13 protein-coding genes are annotated in these 19,907 nt (G+C 69.6%); 10 read left to right on the top strand and 3 right to left on the bottom strand.

Going from position 1 to position 19,907, the window contains the following annotated elements; genetic code table 11:
* Nucleotides 1-19: 19 nt before the first annotated feature.
* Entirely contained in the window at nt 20-4,459 is a 4,440-nt protein-coding gene (pglW, locus tag ACZ7KX_RS40275; protein ID WP_470330908.1) for a BREX system serine/threonine kinase PglW, read from the bottom strand.
* 528 nt (nt 4,460-4,987) lie between these two features.
* Here pglW and ACZ7KX_RS40270 point away from each other — a divergent pair.
* Complete coding sequence (locus ACZ7KX_RS40270; protein ID WP_470330907.1) at nt 4,988-6,010, top strand: outer membrane protein assembly factor BamB family protein; 1,023 nt, start codon at nt 4,988-4,990, stop codon at nt 6,008-6,010.
* Nucleotides 6,011-6,125: 115 nt separating this feature from the next.
* Here ACZ7KX_RS40270 and argS read toward each other — a convergent pair whose 3' ends face one another.
* A complete protein-coding gene (argS, locus tag ACZ7KX_RS40265) occupies nt 6,126-7,886 on the bottom strand; it encodes an arginine--tRNA ligase (RefSeq protein ID WP_470330906.1) in 1,761 nt (586 codons plus the stop codon).
* Nucleotides 7,887-8,227: 341 nt separating this feature from the next.
* Here argS and ACZ7KX_RS40260 point away from each other — a divergent pair, with 341 nt between their 5' ends.
* From ACZ7KX_RS40260 to ACZ7KX_RS40225, 8 genes are read left to right on the top strand one after another with little or no spacing between them, the layout of a single operon-like run.
* Entirely contained in the window at nt 8,228-10,027 is a 1,800-nt protein-coding gene (locus ACZ7KX_RS40260; protein WP_470330905.1) for a hypothetical protein, read from the top strand.
* A gap of 46 nt (nt 10,028-10,073) precedes the next feature.
* Nucleotides 10,074-12,086 carry a radical SAM protein gene (locus ACZ7KX_RS40255; RefSeq protein WP_470330904.1) on the top strand — a complete coding sequence of 671 codons (2,013 nt, stop codon included), beginning with the start codon at nt 10,074-10,076 and terminating at the stop codon, nt 12,084-12,086.
* Nucleotides 12,087-12,097: 11 nt separating this feature from the next.
* Nucleotides 12,098-13,297 carry a glycosyltransferase gene (locus tag ACZ7KX_RS40250; RefSeq protein WP_470330903.1) on the top strand — a complete coding sequence of 400 codons (1,200 nt, stop codon included), beginning with the start codon at nt 12,098-12,100 and terminating at the stop codon, nt 13,295-13,297.
* Complete coding sequence (locus ACZ7KX_RS40245; protein WP_470330902.1) at nt 13,297-14,340, top strand: radical SAM protein; 1,044 nt, start codon at nt 13,297-13,299, stop codon at nt 14,338-14,340. The genes ACZ7KX_RS40250 and ACZ7KX_RS40245 overlap by 1 nt, the downstream gene beginning before the upstream one ends.
* The gene (locus ACZ7KX_RS40240; protein WP_470330901.1) at nt 14,333-15,985 is read left to right on the top strand and encodes a pyridoxal phosphate-dependent decarboxylase family protein; all 1,653 of its coding nucleotides are present in this window, start codon (nt 14,333-14,335) and stop codon (nt 15,983-15,985) included. The genes ACZ7KX_RS40245 and ACZ7KX_RS40240 overlap by 8 nt, the downstream gene beginning before the upstream one ends.
* A gap of 5 nt (nt 15,986-15,990) precedes the next feature.
* Complete coding sequence (locus tag ACZ7KX_RS40235) at nt 15,991-16,788, top strand: hypothetical protein (protein WP_470330900.1); 798 nt, start codon at nt 15,991-15,993, stop codon at nt 16,786-16,788.
* Complete coding sequence (locus ACZ7KX_RS40230; protein WP_470330899.1) at nt 16,781-17,515, top strand: sulfotransferase family protein; 735 nt, start codon at nt 16,781-16,783, stop codon at nt 17,513-17,515. Before ACZ7KX_RS40235 ends, ACZ7KX_RS40230 begins: the two co-directional genes overlap by 8 nt.
* Nucleotides 17,512-18,045 carry an adenylyl-sulfate kinase gene (locus ACZ7KX_RS40225; RefSeq protein WP_470330898.1) on the top strand — a complete coding sequence of 178 codons (534 nt, stop codon included), beginning with the start codon at nt 17,512-17,514 and terminating at the stop codon, nt 18,043-18,045. Before ACZ7KX_RS40230 ends, ACZ7KX_RS40225 begins: the two co-directional genes overlap by 4 nt.
* 7 nt (nt 18,046-18,052) lie before the next feature.
* Here the strand turns inward: ACZ7KX_RS40225 and ACZ7KX_RS40220 are convergent, their stop codons facing one another.
* Complete coding sequence (locus ACZ7KX_RS40220; protein WP_470330897.1) at nt 18,053-18,910, bottom strand: methyltransferase domain-containing protein; 858 nt, start codon at nt 18,908-18,910, stop codon at nt 18,053-18,055.
* Nucleotides 18,911-19,454: 544 nt separating this feature from the next.
* Between ACZ7KX_RS40220 and ACZ7KX_RS40215 the strand changes: the two genes are divergently transcribed.
* Nucleotides 19,455-19,901 carry a hypothetical protein gene (locus tag ACZ7KX_RS40215; protein WP_470330896.1) on the top strand — a complete coding sequence of 149 codons (447 nt, stop codon included), beginning with the start codon at nt 19,455-19,457 and terminating at the stop codon, nt 19,899-19,901.
* The last annotated feature ends 6 nt before the right edge of the window (nt 19,902-19,907 follow it).

Raw genomic sequence — 19,907 nt, 5'->3', positions numbered from 1 at the left:
GCCGCAGAGGCGCATACCCTCAGGCCGCGGCACTCCGCGCTCGGAGCTCGTCTAGGAAGTCCTTGATCAGCACGGCCCGCTCGGCCTCGCCGAGCACCTCGACGATCATTCCGTCCAGTTGCGGGGTCTCGTGCGGCGCCTCCTGCGGGCAGAGCAGCCACAGCCCGTGCGGGGCGTCGGCCTCCCGGCGGGCCGCGTTCTGCAGGGTGACCAGCAGTTCCCGCCCGCCGGCGTCCTGGTATCGGGCAACCAGACCCGCATCGTGGAGGAAGAGCACGTCCGTCGACCCAGCTGTCTCGACTCGCTCACGCAGGTGCTCACCCACTCGAGACCATGCGCCCTTGACGTACGACGCAAGCCCTCGCGGCAGTTCGCCAGACTCGGTGAACTTGGTGTCGATGGTCAGGACGCGTTCCCACTCGGTGCCGTACTGGGTCGCGAGGGCACGGAACTCCCGAAGGAACAGCCCGCGCAGCGAGACCGGCTCCACCCCATATGCCTGTGCAATGAGGTCTGCTGCTCCCGGAAGGTGCTTGCCTCGAAGAGTCAGGGCGAGGAAGCCGCCGCGGCGCAGCGCGTCCTCCAGCTTGGCCCCGAGGAGTACCTTCGGGTCTCGTCCGGCCGCCGCCGATGCTGCGGCCACGCCTGCCGCGCTCGGGAACAGTGTGGTCGCGGTCGCCGAGGCGGTCATCGAGCGAACGCCCTCCGGAACCGGGGCGCGGAAACGCTTGGTCTCCCGGTCGTATTCGAGGACGAATCCGGCATGCTGAAGCGCCTGCTTCATCGCTTCGGCCAGAGCCTCTTCCAGCTCGACCGCAGTCGGCTCACCCAGATCCAGATCAGGAAAGCGCAGCCGCACCTTGGCGAGGAGTTCCTCCGCAGTCGCGCCCCGGTCGCGCCGGACGCCGGCGGCGGCCTGCGAGATTCGGATCGCCTGCGCGAGGCCAAGGCCCCTCGGGTAGAGCTCCAGGCGCGGGGAGTACAGGGCGTCCTGAGCGGCGGCCGACGCCAGCGCCACCATCCGCCCGTCCGACAGAGGAGTCATGCCCGACGGTACCGGCACGGATCGCAGGTCGCGGATCACGACGGCACGGTCCGGCAGCGGTTCGGTCTGCGCGAGCCGATCGGCCTGCTGTCCGAGCGACCGCGCGTAGTCGGCGAGCTCAGGCGCGCTGGGGTCGTTGGTCCCCGTCAGGGACTCGCACGCGATGAAGACCCGGCCACTGCGCCGAAGCACGGCGAGCCGCGGCTGACGGTCGTCGTCCTTGTCCTGCGGCCAGGCTTCCGCCTCGACAGCCGCGCGGACCACGGCGAGCGCGAGCGCCTCCGCACGCTGTGGGTCCTCTTCCCGCACGCCCTTGCGGATCCGGAGGTCGGTCGCCGCTTCCTGTGCGGTGGCCACACGCCCTGCCCCGGTGACGAAGGCGACGATCTCCTCCCGCAGCGTCGCCAGTACGGGGTCTGCCGCCCATGTCTGGATCGCAGCCACGTGGCTCCGCGAGACGGTCGCCTGCGAGGTGGGCAGCGCCTTGGCGATATCCGTCTGCGAGCACCAGACCGGCAGCGTGGAGAGCTCGCCGTCGGCGCTGGGAAGGCCGAGCGTGAGCCGGATGACGTCGCGCCTGCGCGAGCCCTTGCTGGCAGGGCCTGGGTCGAGGTGAGCGGCGAGTTCGTCGATGCCGGCACGGGCGGCAATGTCCGTCGGCAGCCCTGCCAGGTCCACCTGCGGGGTCGCGGTCGCGGTCCCCGAAGCTCCTGCCGGCTTCGGGGCGGGCGCTGCGGCCTTTCGAAGCTTCGCCGTCCACTGCTTGTGCCGTCTGTTGAGTTCCTTGCGGATCACCGCACCGGCGCCTCGGGCCCGGGCGATCTGGTGCAGCGGCACATTGAGGAGTTCGCCGACGGTGGTCGCGCCGAACGAGTTGGCCACCGACTGTGCGCGTGGCGAAAGACCCGCGTCCTTGAGCAGGGTGTCCGCTTCGGCCTGCGCGGCGACGCGGTCGCGGGCGGCCTCCAGATCCTCCGTCTCGTCGTCCTCGTCGTCCGGAGCCACCGCATCGGCCTTGGCGAACACGGCCTGCCAGGCTTCGTGCATCTGCCGCAGGGTGTCGAAGCGGCGATCGGCGTCCCGGTGGAGTGCCCGCCGGAAGAACGCCGTCAGTCCTTCCTTCAGTGCGGGCTCGAAGACGTCCTCCGCGATCACCGGGTACTCGTCGTCGGTGGTGCGGGGATCGGTCATCTCGTCGCCCCAGCGGGGGCGCTCGCCGGACGCCATCTCGTGCAGGGTGACGGCAGCGGCGTAGTACTCGGCGTGGTTGTCGAAGACCGGCCGGCGCGGTGTGTCGAGGAACGGGTCGAGGTAGCCGCGGGTGCCGGCCTTCACGTCCCGTTCCGTGGCCTCGGCGAGGGAGAAATCGAAGAGCACCAACTGCCAGGACCGGTCGGCCCGCTGGAGGACGCCGAAGTTGTCCGGCTTGAGATCGCGGTGCCACACGCCCTTGCCGGCCAGCTGGTCGAGGGCGGTGAAGAGGTCGCTGCTGAAACGCTCCAGCTCGTGGTAGGTCAGGCGCCCGTCCCCACGCAGTCGGGCACCGAGTGAGCGCTCGCCGGCGTACTCGAGGTCCAGCACCGTCCGGTTGTGGATCTTGCGCGGACCATCGAGCAGCCGCACGACGGCCCCACCGCCGATCTTGGCCAGCACGCCAGCCTCGGATTCCAGACGGTCGTCGCGGGTCTCGTCCAGGGCAACCTTGAGCACGCGCCGATCGACCTGGATCGCGCCCCCGAGATCCTCGAGCTCGCGCCGCACGAGCAGGGCCCTGGCGGTGGCACCGGTGCCGAGGACCTTCTCGACCGTCCACTCCGCATCGACGCTCTGCCCTGCCATCGCCGCGAGCGGGTCGACGCCGACCGGCGCCGACACTTCCGCAGCGGCTGCGTGCTCGATTCGGTCGAGTTCGTCCAGGAACCGGTCCACCGAGTCGAGTCGCTCGGCCACATCCGCCCGGGTCGCCTGGAACACCAGGCCGTCGAGTTCCTCCGACACGGCGTCCGACACGGCGGACGGACGCAGTCCGCCGTCGTTCGTCAGCCGCTCGATCATGGCGCTGCGCCGCTCGGCCGGCGGCTCGCCGGCCAGGATGAGGTGGGCGAGGGCGCCGAGGCCGAAGATGTCCAGGTCGACCGGGTCGGCGAACTCCATCTCGAACTCCGGCGCCAGGTAGACCTGTGCGGCGTTCTCGACGTGGTCGCCGCCGGCGCTGGGGGTGCCGAGGGAGGTGTGCGAGGTGCTATCGAAGTCGCGGGCGGCGACCTGCCAGTCGATGATGCGCACGACCGGGTTGGACCCGTCTGACTTGCTGGAGACGTACACCGACCTGGCCGCAAGCGCGCGGTGGTAGAGCGAGCGCTGGTGGGCGTACCGCAGCGCGTCGGCGATCTGGCGTACCAGCTCCAGCCGGGTCTCGTGGGTCAACGAAGCGCCGTAGGTGGCCAGGTAGGCGTCCAGGCGCAGGTCGGCGGCGCGGTGGTTGAAGAGGATCGCCGGGCCACCCTGATGGTCGCGGAACTCACGGGCCTGGGCGATGCCGCGGTGGCTGATTCCCTGGAGGACCTGGTACTCGCGCCGGGCGGCTCGTTCGACCGAGTTTCGGGTCTCCGCGGTTGCCTGGAGGCTCACCAGGTAGACGCGGACGCGGCCTTCCTCGCGGATGGGCTGCTCGCGGATGGCAAGGCGGTCCTCCCAGGTGGGGCCACCATCGAGGGGACGCCCTGCGAGGTTCCAGCCGTCGCCGAAGGTCAGGTGGGCGGTGGATGCCTTGACGCCGATCCTCTTCATGAGATCGGGCAGGGCCCGCGCCAGCTCGAATCGCTCGCGCCGGGCGGCCTCGGAGTCTCGCTGCGGCGGCAGTCCGAGGAAGTCCTGCCAGATGCGGGGCAGGCCGCTGGCGCCGTCGTCACGGCCGTAGACGTTGGTCTGCTGGCCGGCGTCGAGTTCGGATCGCAGGCTCGGGGCGGACAGGAACACCGCCGGGGAGATGAACGGGATGCGCACGCCGGTATGGAACTTCCCGGCAGCCCAGGAGAGCTTGCTCCGCAGTTCCTTGGACTTGAGGTCGGTCAGGTGCAGCGGGTTGTCGATCGTGCGGAGTCGGTCGGGGCCGTGGAAGTTCCAGGTACTCCCGTTGTTGACGAGGCGCCCCGGGTGCGCTTTGAGCTCCACGAGGAAGAGGCCGCGCGGCACGAGGATGAACAGGTCGCACTCGTTGACGCGCCCCGAGGAGGCCGTGAACGAGAAGGTTGCCCAGGACCGGAAGGGCTCCGCCTGCGGCATCAACGCCTTGACGTGGTCGAGCGCTTCCTGCTCGTGCGGGAACGGGGAGGGGCGTTCCTGGAACCAGCGCTGCACGCGCGGCGGTGCAGGCTTCGGCCGACGCGCCCCCGAGTTGCCGTCCTTGCCCACTGCCGACACCCCTGCACCCTCCCTGTTCCTTACCTTCGGCCGCGGACGAACCACGGCCTTCCTCCACGGCCTTGACCCTATCGGTCGGGGCCGACAGGTGGAGGCGTGTAGTCCTTCCCGTGATCAACCGGCCCTACGGTTCTCGCTGCGCCGTGCCGTGGATCCTTCCAGGGCGGCACTCCGGAACCGGTCGATCACTGTCAGGTACAGTCTGCACTGCTTCGGTGATCAAGCAAAGGGGGAATGATGATCTTCGCGGCTCGCTCTCGGCATCGGCGCTGGGCTGGTGCTGTCGCCCTGGCGGTGACGTTGGCTGGCCCGCTGTCGGGCTGTAGCGGTTCAACTCCCCTGTCTGCGGACGGGGTTCCTCCGGCGGCCCGGCATCTCCAGGCATACGACCCGCCGACGTCATTCGACTTCGGCGACGGCAACGGCACGGGGGACGCACTCGACGAGGGCGTCCAGCCCTCAACATCGAGCCCCACACGGCAACGGCCGGCGATCTCGTTGAAGGACACGACCGCCTTCGTGACCACCGAGGACGGCATGAAAGCCGTCGACGCCGTCACCAGGAACACACTCTGGAGTGCGAGCAGCACCATCCCCGCTACGAAGAGCGGCTTCGGGTCCGAGAGGGCCGCGCCACTGCCCACCCGCTTCCACGGCGTTGACGCCGTGCTCGTGGCGTTCTCCCGTTTCATCCCGGGCACGGGTACCGGCAGGGGCCGAAACGTGATCGAGGTCCTGGCCGCCGACTCCACGACGGGCAAGACCGTCTGGACCGCTCAGGTCGACCTCGTGATAACGCCTCTGGACAAGGAGGCTCTGAGCCGCGACGATTCGCTGCTCGCCGACGGCATCAGGGCGGCCCAGGTGGTGGCCGTGGACGACCAGAGCGTGGTCGTGTCCGACGACGAGACGACCTATGTGGTCGACGCGGGATCCGGGCAGCTTCGATGGACCAGGGCGGATTTCCACGCGATGCAGCTTGTCGACGGCATCGTGGCGGGTGCCGAGGCTCCGACGTACGGCGAGCGTCAGCTCGCGGGCTACGGCGCATCAGACGGCAGTCCCCGGTGGTCGGCGGTCCACACGGAAAGCCACGCCGTCGCCTCCTCCGCCGGCCCTGGCCTGCTCGCGATGTCGGCTTCCGATGGGTTCGTCATCGTTGACGCCCGTACCGGAGCGGTCCGCGCCCACCCGGGGCCAGGGGCGTATGTGCACCCGTGGCACTGTGACTTCGACGGAACGTCCGTCATTCTCTGCAACGACCAGCTGTTCGGCCAGACGCACTCGATCGCGGCCTTGGACGCGACGTCGATGAAATGGCTCTGGTCGATCACAGAGACTCCGGGAGGACGACTCGTGCCGGTGGTCACCGCCGTGTGGCATGGAGCGGCGTACGGCCGGACAACAAACGGCAATGTCATCCTCGACGCCCGCACCGGTGCCGACCGGGCAACCCCGAAGCTGGCTCCCTTCCTCGTCAACGCCTACGTCGGCATCGAGGACCGAGGCCACAGCATGAGCCTGATGCGCTCCACCGGGTAGCGGTACGCAGTCCCAGCAGGCCGCCGACTCCATGCAAGCGGACCTCGCCCACCACTGGCCGAAGAGCCTTCGAGTGGGCCAGCCGTGATCGGCTCACTCGAAGGCTCTTCGTCAGCTACAGCCGCTCGGGCGTTCCGATGCCGAGGAGGTCCATGCCCTGGCGGAGGGTCTGGCCGGTGAGCTGGCAGAGCAGTAGCCGGGCCTCCATGACCTCGCGGCTGGGGGCCTTGAGGACGGGGCAGTGCTCGTAGAACGTGGTGTATGCCGCCGCGAGGCTGTGCAGGTAGGCGCAGAGGCGGTGGGGTTCGAAGGTCTCGGTGACGAGGTCGATGGTGGCGCCGAATTCGTCGAGGAGGAGGCCGAGGGCGCGTTCGGCCGGCTCCAGCGCGAGGTCCTGGTGGGCGGTCGGGGTGACGCCGTCGGGGGCCTTGCGCAGGATGGACTGGATGCGGGCGTAGGCATACTGGAGGTAGGTGCCGGTGTCGCCGTTGAGGGAGACCATGCGGTCGGCGTCGAAGATGTAGTCGCGGGTGCGGGAGGTCGAGAGGTCGGCGTACTTGACCGCGCCGATGCCGACCTGCTTGGCACGGTCTTCGAGTTCCTCGGTGGCGAGCTGGGGGCTCTTCTCGGCGACGACGGTCCGGGCCCGGTCGACGGCTTCGTCGAGGAGGTCCATGAGGCGGACGGTCTCGCCGGAGCGGGTCTTGAAGGGCTTGCCGTCCTTGCCGAGGACGGTGCCGAAGCCGAGGTGGAGGGCGCGGACGTTGTCGGGGAGCCAGCCGGCGCGGCGGGCGGTCTCGAAGACCATCTGGAAGTGCAGGGCCTGGCGGCTGTCGACGACGTAGAGGAGCTGGTTGGCGCCGAGCATGCCGACGCGGTCGCGGATGGCGGCGAGGTCGGTGGTGGCGTAGCCGTAGCCGCCGTCGCTCTTCTGGACGATGAGCGGGGTCGGTTCGCCGTTGGGGCCCTTGATGTCGTCGAAGAAGACGCACAGCGCTCCGTCTGAGCGGACGGCGACGCCAGAGGCTTCGAGGTCGGCGCACACGTCGGCGAGCATGGGGTTGTAGTAGCTCTCGCCGATGGCGTCGGCGTCTTCGAGGAGGACGCCGAGGCGGGCGTAGACGGCTTCGAAGTAGACCTTCGACTCGTCGACCATGCCCTGCCAGGACGCGACGGTCTCGGCGTGGCCGGCCTGCAGCTCGACGACGCGCCGGCGGGCGCGGTCGGCGAAGTCTGCGTCGCTGTCGAACTTGGCGCGCGATGCCTTGTACAGGCGGTTGAGTCGGGACATCGACGGCCCGGAGTCGTCCGGCTCGGTGCCTTCGTCGAGCTCGGCGGGGTGCTCGATGAGGTACTGGATGAGCATGCCGAACTGGGTGCCCCAGTCTCCGAGGTGGTTGCGCCGGATGACCTTCTCGCCGCTGAACTCGAGGGCGCGCACGAGGGCGTCCCCGATGATCGTGGAGCGCAGGTGGCCGACGTGCATCTCCTTGGCGATGTTCGGCTGGCTGTAGTCGATCACCGTGACGCCGGCCTCGGCGTTGCTGCCGACACCGAGTCGGGTGTCGGCCGCGCGGGCGGCCAGGCGTTCGAGGATGGCGGCGTCGGTGACGGTGACGTTGATGAAGCCGGGCCCGGAGACCTCCAGGTTCGCGATCACCTGGTCAGAGCCGAGGTTCTCGAGCACGCGCGCGGCCACCTCGCGGGGGTTGGCCCGCAGTGGCTTGGCCAGGCTCATGATGCCGTTGGCCTGGAAGTCGGCGCGGTCGCTTCGTCGCAGCTGGGGGTCGCTGTCCGCGGCGTCGGGGAACGCAGTGGAGATCGCCTGTGCGAAGCGCTCGCGCAGCGCGTCGGCGATGGAGAGGACCGTAGGCATAGATCGAAGGACCACTTCTGTGAGAGGGCGGATCCGCGGACGGGTCGCGGGAGTCGCACGGCGCAGCTCCGTCGAGCGGTCGGCGCCGTCTGCCGAGTATCCCATGCTCCGCACAGCCGGCGGCCCGATTAAGGGCGCCGCAGAGCGAACCCGGCCCGCTCAAGGCCCTTGGCCGTAGATCATCCTGAGTGTTCATCAGCAATCCCCGCAAGTTCCGCCAGCTCGCGAGGAAGCCGGCGCTCCGCATCCCCTTGAGCCGAATCCGCAAATTCGATCGAACACAGCGTGATGGAGCGGCTACGGTGGCAAGCCTGCCGTGCGGCACTCGGGAGGGGAGTGGGGTGAGCAGGCTGTCTGGGGGTGCGGATGGTTCGCTGGGCATCGCTGCGGCGATCCGGGCGGTGTTCGTCAGCGACGGCGCAGTGCATGCGCTCGACGATCCGGAACTCGGTGACATCACCGGTGCCGTGCGGCGGCTGCGCCATGACGGCCGAGACCTTGTGGCCAAGCGTCGGTCGTGGGCGGCGGCGCACGCGGAGCGCGCCCTCGCTGCGGAGGCAGTGCGCCGCCTGGGTGCGCTCGCGGTGGACGGGTTCGGGCGCATCGAGGTGTGCGTGCCCGACCTGGTGCCACTGGATGACCGTACGGCGGCTCTGGTGTCGCCCTACCTCGGGATCCCGCTCTCCGCCTCAACGGACGGCCTGGCCGGCTTGTCAACGGAGGAGATCGAGGATCTCCTCCTGGCGGTGCTGGGACGCGGTGTGGAGGCGTCCGGGTGCATTCCGCGGAACATGTTCCGGCAGAGCGGCCGGACGGTCCTGATCGACTGGGAAGACGCGCTGCTCGTCCCGGCGGGCACCGCCGCCCCCGGTGCGCTGACCGTGATGAAGTGGGACATCGGGTGGTCTGACCTGTTCGGCCGCGATCTGGGACTCAGAAGGCGCATCACGGCGGGGAGCGTCGACGAGCCGACGCTGGACGGTTTCGAGTCCGTACTCGCTGCCTGGCTGCCGGCCGGACTGGCCGCGCAGGAGGTGCGTCGTCGCGGCATCGAGTTGACGCTCGCGAGCGAACTGCCCGCTGCGGGGCCGAAGTCCGCAAGCGCTGCCCGTCTGGGGCATCTCGCCGAGGACGTCCTGTCGCCCGGCCTCGGTGTCTTCCACACGGTGCTGACCTCGCGGCTGCGAGCAGACCAGGGCGAGGACGCCTATGCGGATCTCCTTCACCGGCTGGATGCCCTCACCGAATGCGCCGGTAGCGGTGGCAGCCGTCGCCTGGAGCGGTTACGCCGACCGTGGGTCCTCGCGATGTTCTCCACGGCCGAGCGCCCGTTGGCCGCTGGCCTCCGATCGCTCGAACAGCTGGCCGCACGTCTGGAGGAGCTGCGGGGCACCGGCGGGTGGAATGCGGCATGTAAGCGCGCCGAGGTCGCCGAGGAAGTCACCGCCCGCATTGCCCGGACTGCTCAAGCCATCCTGGGACTGGAGGGGTTGGAGCTCATCTTGCGCGGCTCGTGCGCGCAGGGAGTCCTCGGACACGGCAGCGACGTCGACTTCGAACTGAGCTCACCCAACCACCCCAACGGGCATCGGGCGCTTGAGGACCTCGTGATCGAGGCGCTCGCCTGTCTGGGTCTTGCGGCCGAGGGCTCCGCCGCCCGGCCGACCGAGCGGGATGTCGTCAGCGCGGACGGGATGTTGAGCCGCGATCTCCACGAATGGTTCGAGCTGCGCCGGCCCGGCGCGGACCGTCACAGCCCCGGCTGGATCGCAGGCGCCATCGCCGCCCCGTCTACCACCATCATCACCTGCCCGAGCGAGTACGAGCGGCGGGGCCGCGAACTCACCGCCAAGTACCTGTGGTTCGAGGCCCGGGCGCTGCTGGCCCGGCTCGTGTTCACCCGTGGAGCAGCTGTGCCGCCTCCGGTGAAGCTGGTCCCCCAGCTGTCGCTCCTGCACGAGCTCGTTCCGGCCGGCGAAGCCGCCGAAGTCGAAGCCCTGGTGCGCCAGGCGTTCGCCCTGCGGGAGGCAGCCGACCCCGCGCCGCCGACCACCGGCCCGGACACGGAGGTGGAGCAGTTGGCCGGCCGGCTGGACGTGCTGCGTCGCCGCCTCGGTCTGCCCGGCCCGCTCAACCTGTAATCCCGTTCCGCCCCGATCCGCGCCATCTCAACCCGAGAGGTCAACCGTGATCAGCGACGCGATTCCACTGTCCACCAGCGATGCTTCGCACGTCTCCTTCGCGGACGGCTACACCTTCCATGTCCGCGGCGGCCAGATCACCGCCCCGGGCCAGCCGTGTCCGTGCGGCGCGCTGGAGCCGGTCCACCAGATCACCTCCTACCGGGAGGCGTACCCGCAGGCCCAGCTGTCGCTGACCGACGTCTGCAACATGGGCTGCACGTACTGCTCGTTCCGGGACCGGGTGCACGCCGACGGCAAGCCCGTCACGATCCCGCTGGAGACCGTGGTGCAGGGCCTTCGCACCCACCGCGAGCGGCTGGTCGAGGAGAACGCCCGGTACAGCCGGATCGACTTCGGCCTGGCCGGCGAGACCATGCTCGTGCGCCACATGCACGACACGGTCCAAGACTTGGTCGCCGACAACCTCGCCGACTCCCCCGTCACGGTGGTCTGGGCCGGGCCCATGGTCACCAACGCCACGCTGTCGATGACGGCCGAGCTCGCCGAGCAGCTCGGCCCGCCCCAGGACATCAGCCTGGACGGGCCCAGGGACGTCCACGACCGGGTGCGTTTCTACACCGGTGGCCGCGGGGGCACGTACGACCACGTGCGTTCCGTGCTCGATCAGGTGCTGGCCCGCCACCCCGACATGGGGGTCTCGGCGGTCCTGACCGCGTACTGCACCGACTTCGTGGCGATCTTCCGCCACCTCTTTGAGGACGTCGGGGCCCGCAACATCTACATGAAGCCGGTCAACGCCACCCACGACAAGGACTACGTGCTCAACGCCGAGACCCTGCCGGCCTTCCGCCAGGGCTACGCCGACCTCGTCGAGCACATCCTCACCCAGCCCCCGGAGGGCATCCTCGCCCGCCTGCTCGCGCTGAACTCCGAGGACTTCTTCATGCGGTTCTTCTACCGCGTGAAGGACCGCGCGGCTCAGGTCTACCGGTGCGGGGCCGGCAAGAGCGGCACCTACCTGGACACCAACGGCAACCTCTACCCGTGCGCGCACTTCATCGGCAAGTCCGGCTGGCACATCGGCCACGCCTCCACTGGCGTCGAGGACTCCGAGCGCCGCAAGTACCTCGACCTGGTCGTCGACCAGCGGGACGAGTGCTCCTCCTGCCCGTCGCGGTACGTGTGCGGCGGCGGCTGCTACTACCAGGCGGTGCTCGCCAATGACGACATCACCAAGCCCGACGGCGTGAAGTGCGACCTGATCCGGTTCCTGACCGACCTGTCGATCCGCCTCGTCGTCGCCCTGCGCGAGGAGCACCCCGAGGTGCTGGACGCGCTGCCATCTCCGTACGGGCTCACCGCCGAGGCACTGGCCTCCTCCCCCGAAGCCGCATACCTGCCGGCGGCCCGCCTCGATGCCACGGTCGACGATCAGCCGATGTCCATCCCGCTCGCCGGTCCGGGCCGGGTGCGAGACGGACTGGCCAACCCTGCGGGACTCACTGTCACGCTCACCCGGCGTACCGAAGGGCTCATAGTGCGGCTGGAGCTGGGCGATACGCCCGACATCGTCCACGCCGTCCGCGTCCGCCTGCAGCCGTTGAGCGAGGGCGAGTTCACCCTGCATGATCTCGCCGCAGGCCAGTGGCCCGATGAACGGTTCCTGCGATGCACCCGCGACGGCGCCTGGTGGCTCGAAGCACCCTCCGCCCGGTTCCGCCGTGTTCCGCACCCCGATCCTGTCTGGGAGAACGCCCCTGATGTCCGCCTCTCCTGGGAGGCCGATCACATGGAGCTGGTGGTACCGCTTCCCGAACCGGCCGGTTCCGGCGAGGAGCTCGGTGTGAACGTGTTCGCGGACTTCACGGACGGCGGGTGGACGGCCTTGACGCTGCACGAGCCGTTCGCCGCCCTGGCCGACAACACCGGGGGTCCGCTTCGCCTGTCCGGCCCGGAAGCACCCGGGCGACCGATCGCAGATGGAGTCAACGGCCGCATGCCCGTTGAGCTCACCCCGCTCGGTCGCTGGACCGGGCTCCAGGGCAACACCTGCTGACAGGAGGCGAGATGCGCATTCTTCTGGTCACCCACCGGTTCGCGGGCGAGGAGGCCGGCGGGACGGAGATCCTGGCCGACGACCTCGCCCGGGCCCTGATGGCCCGAGGCTTGGACATTGCGTGGCTGGCAGCCGACAACCCGCCGTCGCCACAGCGACGCACCGCAGCCGAGCACATCAGCGTGCCCGCGGTCTTCGCATGCGACTACCCGGTTGGCTGGCGCGCCCAAGAGGCCCAGCAGGCAGCGCGCATCGAGCAGTTGCTCGCCTCGCGACCTGCCGTCGACCTCGTCCACGTCCTGCACTTCAGCCGCATCGGCCTGGCGTTCCTCGACACCGCGCCGCTGCGGAACGTGCCGGTCGTCGCGACGCTGACCGACTACACCGCCGTCTGTCCCGACCACCAGCTCCTCGTGCGCTCCACCGGTGGCCAGTGCACCAGCACCGCGCCCTCGACCGGCTGCTTGGGATGCCTGGGTGCGCCGACTGCGGCAGCTGGGGACGTGGAGTCGTGGCGGGTGCGCAATGTCGCGTGGCTGAACAGGCGGGTGCGGGCGCTGTGGACGCAGACCCCGCACCAGGCTGTGGAGCTCACGAAGGCCGGCGTCGCGGTGGACAAGATGGTCCGGGACCGAGCCTGCTACGGGCTGCCCGACAGCTGGCAGTCGCTGGCCGAGAGCAGCGCCAGCGGCGAGTACCTGCTGTTCCTGGGCCGGTGCTCACCCGAAAAAGGCCTCCACGTCCTGCTCGACGCCCTCGCCGACAGCCCAACCACGCTGCCGCTCCTGGTCGCGACCGTGCCGGACGACGCCGCGTACGAGGAACGAATGCGCCTGGTCGCCGCAGCCGACCGGCGGGTGCGCTGGCTCCCGCCGCTCTCCCGCTCCGACGTAGGACCGGTGATAGCCAGCGCCCGGGCACTGCTGGTGCCCTCGCAGTGGTGGGAGAACCATCCGATCGTGGCGCACGAGGCCCGTGCCCTGGGCGTGCCGGTGTGGTCCTCGGCGGTGCCGTCCATGAGCCACCTCGCGGACGACGAGGGCGTCCACCTCGTCGAGCAGTACGCCGACCCGGCTTCGTGGAGACAGGCGATCGATGCCGCGGCCGGATACCCGGGGCCGCGGGTGCCGTCGTTCGGCCGCCGGACGTCGGCGTTCGAGGCGTTCGTCGACGAGACGGTCTCCGTCTACCAGAAGGAGGTGACCAGGTGATGCCGGAGCAGGTGCCTGCGATCGTGGTACCGGAGCGCTTTCGGAAGTTCCTCGTCACCGACGACTTCGACCGCTACGGGCTCGAACCGGGTCAGCCAACGCCAACTCCCCAGTACCTGCAGGTGGAACTCACCGACCTGTGCAACCTCGCCTGCGCCGGATGCGTGCGAGCGGTACACGACAGCAGCGGCGGGCACCTGCCGCTGGACGCCTTTGTCGCGCTGCTCGAACAGCTGCCCGATCTCGGCCACGTCTCCTTCGTCGGCGCCGGTGAAGCGCTGATCGTCCGCGACTTCGCCGCCTACGTCCAGGCATGCACCGACCGGTCCGTTTTCACCTCGACGAACACCAACGGCCTGCTCGTGCGCCGTCGTCTCCAGCCGGTCCTCGACGCCGGACTGGGCCTGCTCGCCATCAGCGTCGACGGTGCCGACGATGCCACGCTCGGGCGGATGCGCTCCAGCCTTCGCCGCTCCCAACTGTCCACCGCGCTGCGGGAAGCTGCGGAGATGACGCACCAGCGCGACACCGAGCTGTCGGCCGCGGTGACGCTCTCCACCGCGAACCTCAACCAGTTCCCGGCGATCGTCGACTTCGTCGCGGACCACGGCGTCACGCGCATCAGCGTGGAGAGCCTGCACCACTGGGGCGAGGACAAGACCCTCAACACCGAGTCCCTGGTCGCCGCCCCACCCTCGCAGGTCGTGCCGCACCTGGAGGCTGGCCTCGCCCGCGCCGACGAGCTGGGGCTGCAGCTCTCGATCTTCGACTACTCCCGGCTGGCCTCCCCGTCCGCAGGCCGGGCCGTGTGCCCGTGGCCCTGGGACGCCAGCTACATCACCAAGGACGGCGACGTCACGCCGTGCTGCATCCACATGGAGTCCTCACCCGGAAACGTGCTCGGCAACATCCACCAGGCGCCGATGGCCGAGATCTGGACCTCGAAGCCGTACGGGGCTCTGCGGGACTCCTTCCTCTCCCAGGCCCCTGCCTGGTCCTCGTGCGAAGACTGCGTGTACCGAATGGAGTTCGGACGTGTCTGACACCCAACCACCCGCCCTCCTGGACAATCGCCCGACCGGGGAAGGCCGGCGGCTACTGCACCGGGCGGTCGACCTCGGCCTCGACTTCGCCTCCGGAGCCTTGCGCGACGACCTCGTCCTGCGGCACGCGACCGTCAGCGAACTCATCGACCGCTTCGCCGCCCCGCTCCCCCAGGCCGGCGAGAACGACGAGCAGCTGCTGGAGTCCCTGACCGAGATCGCCAGATGGTCGATCTCCCAGGCAGACCCGCGCTATCTCGCGTTCCCCGACACCGGCGACAGCATCGCCGCCCTCGCGGCCGACATCGTCGCGCCCTTCCTCAACCAGAACCTGATCGCCTACGACCGCAGCGCTCCCGCCGCCAGCGTGATCGAGGCCCAGCTGATCACCTGGCTCCGGGAACTCATCGGCTACCCCGTCACGCCGCTGACCGACTACCAGGGACTCGCCTCGCTCGGCGGCATGTGGACCTCCGGCGGCAACATGAGCAACCACATCGCCATCGCCGCCGCCCTCGCCCACACCTACCCCGAGATCCGCACCACCGGCCTGCGAGCCCTGCCCGAGCAACCGGTGATCCTGCTGGCCGGAGGCGTCGAGCACTTCTCCTACCTCGCCGCCGCCCAGGCCCTCGGCCTCGGCACCGACGGGCTCCTCTGGGCGGACGCCACCGCGGACTTCACCAGCGACCCTGCCTCCATCGCCCGTCTGCTGGCCTCGCCGCCTCCTGGGAAGCGGATCTTCATGGTCGTCGGCGTCGCCGGGAACTGCCGCACCACCGGCATCGACGACCTGCAGGCCCTCGCCGAGCTCAGCAAGCAGCACAACGTCTGGTTTCACGTGGACGCCTGCCACGGCGGCAGCCTGCTGTTCTCCGAGAAACTCAAGGCCCAGCTCGCCGGCATCGAGCACGCGGACTCGGTCGCCCTCGACCCGCACAAGGGCCTGTTCGTCAGCTACCCCTCCAGCTACGTCCTCTTCCGCGACCCCGCCGAGCTCGGCCGCTTCGCCCGCTACCCGGACCGCGCCCACGACCCCGACTGCCTCGACCTCGGACTGATCACTCCGTTCTACGGATCCCGCGGCTTCGAATCGCTCAAGCTCTGGGCACTGATAAAGCACCAGGGCGCCGAGGGCATCGGCCGACTCGTCGAAGCCCGTCAAGCCACCTTCCAGAAGATGGTCGACCTGCTCGAGCACACCGGCTGCTTTCGGATGCTCGGCACCTCCGACTTCTACCGGTGCGCCTTCGTCTTCCTCCCCACCCCAGTCGCCGAAGCCCTCGAACAGAGCACCCTGCCGACCGCGCACCACGCCGCGGTGCGCGACCTCATCTCCCGCTACACCGCCGCCTTCGCCAACCGTCTGTACCGCGCCGGCACGGTCGTCTTCGACCTGTTCGCGCTGCAGGACCTCGCCGACCGCGTCGGGCTCGGCAGCAGCGCCAAGTACCAGGTCATGGGGATGTGCGTGGGCCATCCACACATCCCCGACGAGGTTGAGCGCGGCATCGAGCGGGACATCACCGAAGCTGCCCACGAGTTCACGGGCCGCATGCTGGCGGACCTCCGCGTCCTGTTCACGTCCACGGACCTGGCCGACAGCACCCGGGGGTCGGACGTGACCGGACCGGCGGGATGGTGACCGCCGTGACCTATCCACCTGCGTTCACGATCGCCTACCTCGTCCACAGCGACGTCGAACTCCTGCGCCACACCATCCCCACCACCCTGGACGCCCTGACCCGCGGCACCCGCCACCCGTACGACCTGGTGCTCGTCGTGGACGGCGCAGAAGGCGCCCCGGCCGACGAGATCCTCGAACTCGCCCACGCCACCTGGGGATTCGACGAGGTCCGGCTGCGCTGGCGCACCCGCCACCGGGCCTCCGGCGACCAGGCGAACAACATCCACACCCACTTCGTCAGCGACAAGAGCCGCTTCCTGATCACCGTCGAAGGAGACGTCGTCGCCTTCCGCGACCCGAACGCCACCGATGTCCTCGCCGAGATCGCCGAGACGTTCGACCAGTGCCCTCAGCTCGCACTCGCCCAGCGCATCGACGACCACGACTGCTGGCAGTGGAAGCTGGAAGAGGTCGGCCCGCCGCTGAGCGACCGAGCCCGCTCAGTCAACCGCGTCTCCTCGCACTTCCTGATCTACGACACCCAGCGAGCCCGCCCCGTCATGACCGCGGCCGGCGGCATCCCCGGCGACCAGTTCCACGACGACGGCCAGCGCTGGATGAACTACGAGGACTGGCTCTCCCACACCTTCGCCCAGCCCACCGGCCCCGGCATCGGCTACCTGCACCGCCTCCCGCTCCGGATCTACCACTGCGACGAGAAGACCACCCCCGGTTCCGCCCACTACCGCCGTGACATCGGCACCCGCCTGCGTGTCTTCGCCGAACGCGAGCACGCCGTGAAGGAGGAACTCGGTGCCTGACCACCGTCTCGTCCCGTCGCCCGTGTTCCTCCTCTCCCCGATCCGCTCCGGATCGACCCTGCTGCGCTGCCTGCTCGGTTCCCACCCCGATGTCCACGCCCCGCACGAACTCCACCTCGCCGGCTACACCGTGGCCGTCGACGACGAGTTCACCGACCTGTCCATGCGCACCCTCGGCCTCGCCCGCACCGACCTCGAGCACCTGCTCTGGGACCGCCTGCTGCACCGCCAACTCACCGAGGCCGGCAAGAATGTGCTCGTCGAGAAGTCCCCAGGCAACGTGTTCATCTGGCAACGCCTCGCCGCCTACTGGCCCCAGGCCCGCTACATCGTCCTGCGCCGCCACCCGGTCGCCATCGCCGACTCCATCCGCCGCGCCGGCGACGCCAACGACCTCGCCGAAGCGGCCGTCACCGTCGACAAGTTCGCCACCGCCCTCGACGAAGCCGCCGCCAACCTACCCGGCGCCGTCCACGTCACCTACGAGCAGCTCACCGCCGATCCGGAAGCCACCTGCAAGGCCCTGTGCGAGCACATCGGCATCCCCTGGGATCCGAGCATGCTCGACTACGGCCGCCACGACCACGGCCCCTTCGTCTACGGCATCGGCGACTGGTCACCCCAGATCGCCTCCGGCCACATCCAGGCCGCCACCCCGCCGCCCGCGGACGCCGACATCCCGCCGCTACTCAACTCCTGGTGCCAGAACTGGGGCTACACCTCGTGAACCAGCCGCGATCATCAACCGTCTTCTGGCTCCTTGGACTGCCAGCCTCCGGCAAGACCACCCTCGCTCGCCACCTCCTCGACTACCTCAGCACCGAACACGGCGCCGACTGCGGGCTCTACGACGCGGACGTCGAACGCGCCACCGGGGTCCTGCGAGATCTGGGCTGGTCACCCTCCGACCGCATCGCCACGATCCACGCCCTCGCGCACGCGGCCAGCCAGCACCAGGTCGGCATCGTCACCCTGGTCACCTCCACCGAGGCGGAGCGCAAGCTCGCCGCAGACCTCCTCGGAGAACGCCTCCACCTCATCCACGTCCACGCACCCGAACCAGTGCGCCACACCCGCGACGCCCTCCGCACCGTCCGCGCCTACCGGACCAACCCGGCACCGGACGCACCAGAGCTGTCCTGGTCCGACCCCGAACAGCCCACGCTGGCGCTGGACACCACGGCCCCGCTCAGCACCACCGCGAACGCCCTGTGCGCCTTCGCCGCCACCGCCCTCGCGAACGCCGCTTCCCCATAGACGCTGGTCAAGCAGCAGTCGGGAGATGCGGCATCGATCCGGCTCGCACGGGTGCCGCCTGCCGGCCGTCGTGCGAGGCGGCCCCATGCCCGCTGCGACCGCTCCTGGCCTTCTCCGCCACCGCGATGAAGGCCAGCTCGGAGAAGAAAAAACCGCCCAGCCGGTCCGCCTCGCACACCGCGGTGTACCAAGCCTCGACCTCTTGAGGGGCAACCGCGCCACGACCGTGCCGGGCGGCGGACACCAGAGCCTTCCGGATCTGGTCAATCCGGTCCTTCGCATGCCCCGTGAACTCAGTCGACCACGCCAGCAACGGCTCGACGCCGACGAGATCCAGCGGGCTACGGGCGAGGAGCAGCCCGAGCTTGCGGCCGATCCTGCCGTCCGCGTGGTCCATCCAGCTCTGCGCGTCGTCCGCGAACGCGTGGCATACCCGTCGGTCGAGATCGGCGTCCGCGCCCGCGATGACCATCGAGTCGAAGTCGACGTGTGCGATGACCGCCCGCCCGCCAGGCCGCAGGACCCGCGCCACCTCGGCCAGCATCTCCTGCGGGTTCGGCAGGCACTCGATGGTGTTGTAGGACAGAACGACGTCCACGCTCTCATCGAAACATGGAAGAGGGTCGCGCAAGTCCGCAACGATCGTCGCCGTCGCCCCCCTGTGTCCTGCCAGAGCCGCGTGGACCTGGCGAAGCGACTCCGCCGAACGGTCGATCCCTACGAGCGAAGCCAGCGGCGCTATCCGACTGACAGCCTGCAGCGTCGGTCCCGCACCGCAGCCAAGATCAACGACAACCTGGTCGGGATCCTGGGGGCCAGCAAGCTCCGCAAGGCGCGCATGGATCGGCTCAGCACTGTCGGACACGGCACTGCCCTCCTCCCCTTTCCGCGCCAGAGCCCGAGATGGCGGCACCAATAGTTCAGATTTGCACCATATGACATGCTTCGAAATGTCTCATCCCGAGAAGGGAGCCCGCCACTCATGGATCGCCCCTTCGAGCCACCGCCCACTCCAGCCGCGCGTCCCACCAAGCGGAGAACACCCAGCCCCCCGGCCACTCGGCCGTTCGCAGTCGCAGCCTCCTGGAACCGACCGAGAACGCCGCCAGGTGTAGTCGACGAATCCCGGCACAAGAAGGCCGAGCCTGCCCATTGCACCAGCAAGTCACCTCCCATCCGGTGATCTCTCAAGCACGCCGGTTTCCGTGATTTCCCCCGCACCGCTGGTCTCAGCCGAGCCCGTCGAGGAGCCTGCAACATGGGGGTTCAAGCGCCTCTACCCCTGGGGGCCTCGGCCTCTCGCAGCCGTCTGTGCCCGCCGGTTGCACGGTCCGGCATTATCTGGCGGTGCGTCAGAATGGCTCGATGCCCGGCGGCGTTGCCGAGCAGATCACCGGAGGTGCGGCTTCATGACCCGCTACAGCGTCGACCCTTCCCGGCACGAACTGATCGCCACCTGGGGAACCGGCGAGGGCGACCTCGCCACCCGCATCGCCGCCCTCCCCGCCGACACGGACACCGGCGCGCTGATGCGCCTGGCCCGCGCCCTCACCCACCTGCCCGAGACCGCGTGGCGCACCTACACCCACCCGGCCAGCGCCGCCGCCTCCCAGGATCCCAACTCCGAGGGCTGGCGCCGCGCGGAGGAACGCAAGTCCTTCGACGAGGTCCCCGGCGCCATCACCCGGCCCAACCTCCCCCAGGACGGCATGCTCGACGTCGAATACAGCCCCCTGGTCGAGTCCGCTCACCGCGCCGGCCGCGCCCTAGGACGCGTATTCGGTCGTGATCAATGGGTTCGAGTGAGGTCCTTGATCCAGATCATTGCGCCGCGGAGGTGGAGGCCGGCGAGGTAGCTTTCC

The sequence above is a fragment of the Kitasatospora sp. NPDC038210 genome, from assembly GCF_055600605.1.
Note: the sequence above shows the minus strand (reverse complement) of the source record. Positions and strands in the feature narration are given on the sequence as shown.

What these genes read in the sequence shown, in the direction of transcription:
- argS (WP_470330906.1), bottom strand. Translation starts at nt 7,886, where the DNA reads ATGCCTACGGTCCTCTCCATCGCCGACGCGCTGCGCGAGCGCTTCGCA.
- ACZ7KX_RS40250 (WP_470330903.1), top strand. Translation starts at nt 12,098, where the DNA reads ATGCGCATTCTTCTGGTCACCCACCGGTTCGCGGGCGAGGAGGCCGGC.
- ACZ7KX_RS40245 (WP_470330902.1), top strand. Translation starts at nt 13,297, where the DNA reads ATGCCGGAGCAGGTGCCTGCGATCGTGGTACCGGAGCGCTTTCGGAAG.
- ACZ7KX_RS40215 (WP_470330896.1), top strand. Translation starts at nt 19,455, where the DNA reads ATGACCCGCTACAGCGTCGACCCTTCCCGGCACGAACTGATCGCCACC.